We start from the raw sequence: 3,192 nt of genomic DNA, 5'->3' as shown, positions 1-3,192 counted from the left end.
ACGAGCGCGCGAACCATACCGCAATCATAACGGAGGCTCGTTCAAACTTCCCCACTCGTTCGGCCCTGAGCGGCTGCCGCAGCGGTTCATGGCCGATCGGGTCGGAGCAAATCCTTCTTGGTGTACTGCGGCGGAATGGATCGCAGAGTGTCGGGCCAGCAATATTCTTCGAGCTTCACGCCGGCGCAACGACGGCCGACGACGCGAACGTAGCCCAGATACCGGCCGGCGTCGTCTTCGACCGCCTTGATCTCCACGGAATTATCCGGAGCCACTGCGCGCTGCCATTCGAGCCAGCGTTGCCAGCCGTCCGGCATGTCGTCCGCCACCTCGACAGCCAGGATGCCGGTCCGCTCCCAGTGCCGCCGCCACCAGGCGGCCGAATGGATGGCCCAGAAATCCTGGCCCCACATCGGGCGAAGATGGTCGGGAACGCGGCCTTCCAATTCCTGCCTGAGCCCCACTCCGGCAATTCCGATCGGACCAGCCGGCTTCACGAACTGGGCGAGGTAGTTCAGGTATAGGTCGTCGGTTCCGAAATAGGGATAGCAGTCGATGCAGACAATCGCATCGAAGAACTCCGGGGCGAAAGGGAGCGAATGGGCGTCGGCATGCAGCGGAAACACTCCGTCTTCGACGCCGGCATCGCGAATGCGCTGAATGTTCTCCGCCGCACTAAACCACAAATCGGTCGCCCAGACTTGCACGCCGAACTCACGCCGCAGAAAGATCGACGACGAAGCGCGCCCGCACCCGAGGTCCAACACCCGCATGCCGGGCTTCAAGTCGAGCGCGCTCGCCAGCCACTCCGTCAGCCAGAGCGAGTTGGCCCCGCCGCTGGCATGAGTCAGAATCCAATCGGCGTTGTATTGCGAGGAGCGAGGAAATCGGTCGCAGACAAGGCGGTCGTCCGAGGACATGCAAGTTCCTATTCCACAATGAAGTCGACGCTTTTGTCCATATTCGCATAGCGGATCGCCACCGCGAGGATAGCAAAGCAGACAATGATGAGTCTCACTCGGTTCATCGGTTGTTTCCGGCATTGCGAACGAAACTGGGACGCGCGAGAGACCTCGGACCGCGGGACACTCTTTCGGTATACTGTGCGAGAGTTTTTAGCTTGGTGGGTTGCGCGCTAAAAATAAAGGGGCAATTCTCTGATGCGATTGGGTTTGGCGGTCGCCCGTCTGGCCTCGGCCGTCTGGGTTGGCGCGGCGATGCTGTTTGTCATCACCGCGGTGCGGGAAGTCCGCCATCCGGGTTTCGACTCTGCGACCAAGGACACGCTGGCGCTGCTCAGGTTCCCGGCGTATTACGCTTTTGGGTTCGTGGTTGTCGCGGCCGCACTCGCTGGTTCTGTAATCGCTCTAATCGGGCGCAAAAGAGGGGAGCGGCGGCGGATCGTCGCGGCGTCCTGGCTCCTGGGTCTGGTCCTCGTGTTGATGGTCGTGGATTTTGCCGCAATCTATTTGCCGATCGTCGGAATGATCACGCCGGTTGGACGAGCGCATTCGGCCGAGTTTGCCGGGTATCATCGGGCTTCGATCGCAATCAATGCGTGCGATGTGGCTTTGTGCGGCATTGCGGCTGCGCTCCTTTGTTGGCCGAGGACGCTCGAACACAACGCGCGTCCCGTTTGACGGAAGGATTACAGATGGCGGCTCGTTCGCGACGAACTTCTCCGCGGCGGATTTGGAAGGTGCTTGTCGGCCTTGCGGCAGCTCTGCCCCTTTACGCAATGCGTGCCGACGGGGGCGACTGGCCCCAAATCCTCGGTCCGCATCGCGACGGACGTGCCGAGGGTGAGTCGTTGGCCGATTCCTGGCCGGCGGGCGGACCCAAAGTTGTGTGGGAGCGTCCAGTCGGGCGCGGATACGCCGGCGCGTCGATCCTGGGTGAGCGCGGCGTTTTGTTCCATCGCGTCGAGAATGAGGAAGCGGTCGAAGCGTTCGACGTGAAGACGGGGAAATCGTCGTGGAAAGTCGCGTTCCCAACCTCCTACGTCTCGGGCATCTCGCCCGACGACGGACCGCGCTGCGTGCCAATCATTCACGGCGACCGCGTGATCGCGTTCGGCGTACAAGGACACCTCGCATGCTTGCGCTTGGCCGACGGCGCGAAAATCTGGACCCGCGACACGCACGCGGAGTATCGGGCCGGCGAGGGCTACTTTGGCGCGGGCAGCTCGCCGCTTGTCGAGGGGGACAAGGTGATCGTGAACGTCGGCGGCGCGAAGGCGGGCGCCGGGATCGTGGCCTTCTCGCTCGAGTCGGGCAAGCCGCTCTGGAAGCAGACGAACGAAAATGCCAGTTATTCCTCGCCGGTCGCGGTGACGGTGAACGGCGTCCGCCACCTCATCGTCGAGACGCGGCTGACGACGGTCTCGCTCAATCCGGACAATGGTGCGATTCGATTTGAAATTCCGTTCGGCATGCGCGGCCCGACTGTCAACGGAGCGAATCCGACAGTCGTGGGCGATCGGCTGTTCATGACGGCCAGTTACGGCGTCGGGGCCGTCTTTGCAAAAATCGGCAACGCGTCGCTGGACAAATTGTGGGAATCGAACGACCTGATCTCGAGCCAGTACGCGACCTGCATCGCCGACGGCGGCGTGCTCTTCGGCATCCATGGCCGCGATGATCAGGGCAGGGCGAGTCTCCGCTGCATCGACCCCGAAAAGCAAAAGGTCCTCTGGGAGAAGGAGGACTTTGGTTACGCAACCGTGCTCTTTGCGGACGGCAAGCTGCTCGCGCAAAAGACGGACGGGACGTTTGTACTGGTGAAAGCCTCCCCGTCGCAATACGCCGAGTTGGCTTCGGCTCAGATCTTCAATACGAAAACCTTCGCATTGCCGGCGCTCGCTTCGGGCCGCCTCTACGCGCGAGACGATCACACGCTTAAGTGTCTCGACCTGCGGCGATAGAGCGACCTCTTGTAGAGTGTGGGACCAGCTCGACAAAGTCGAGCGCCGGCCCACCATCCGGCTTAAACGCGCTGCCTCAGCACTCGTTCGATGTCGCCAAGAACGTGCTCGTCCGTCGGATAGCGGGCGGGCAAAACGGCCCGGAGCGGGATTGGAATCTCGTCCATCCGGTAGGCCGTTCCTGGTTGGTGAATGCCGTAAACCGATGTCGTGAATTGGACCGTCGGGGTAAACGGCGGCTCGGCCTGCGGCGGATCGAGTACGACTGT

Annotated in this window: 4 protein-coding genes; 2 read left to right on the top strand and 2 right to left on the bottom strand. The window is 62.1% G+C overall.

Annotated elements, in window-relative coordinates; translation table 11 throughout:
• Window positions 1-86 precede the first annotated feature (86 nt).
• Complete coding sequence (locus tag VGY55_14040; GenBank protein ID HEV2971089.1) at window positions 87-920, bottom strand: methyltransferase domain-containing protein; 834 nt, start codon at window positions 918-920, stop codon at window positions 87-89.
• 240 nt (window positions 921-1,160) lie between these two features.
• Between VGY55_14040 and VGY55_14035 the strand changes: the two genes are divergently transcribed.
• Both VGY55_14035 and VGY55_14030 read left to right on the top strand, forming a co-directional pair.
• Entirely contained in the window at window positions 1,161-1,640 is a 480-nt protein-coding gene (locus VGY55_14035; GenBank protein HEV2971088.1) for a hypothetical protein, read from the top strand.
• A 14-nt stretch (window positions 1,641-1,654) separates the two neighbouring features.
• Window positions 1,655-2,923, top strand: coding sequence for a PQQ-binding-like beta-propeller repeat protein (locus tag VGY55_14030; GenBank protein ID HEV2971087.1), 1,269 nt, complete (start codon window positions 1,655-1,657; stop codon window positions 2,921-2,923).
• Window positions 2,924-2,985: 62 nt separating this feature from the next.
• Here the strand turns inward: VGY55_14030 and VGY55_14025 are convergent.
• Window positions 2,986-3,192 (bottom strand): hypothetical protein (locus VGY55_14025; protein HEV2971086.1); only part of this gene is annotated, 207 nt, incomplete at its 5' end.

This window comes from Pirellulales bacterium, assembly GCA_035939775.1.
In the GTDB taxonomy this organism is placed as follows: domain Bacteria; phylum Planctomycetota; class Planctomycetia; order Pirellulales; family DATAWG01; genus DASZFO01.
The sequence above is the reverse complement of the archived record's forward strand: the minus strand, read 5'-3'. Positions and strand labels throughout refer to the sequence as shown.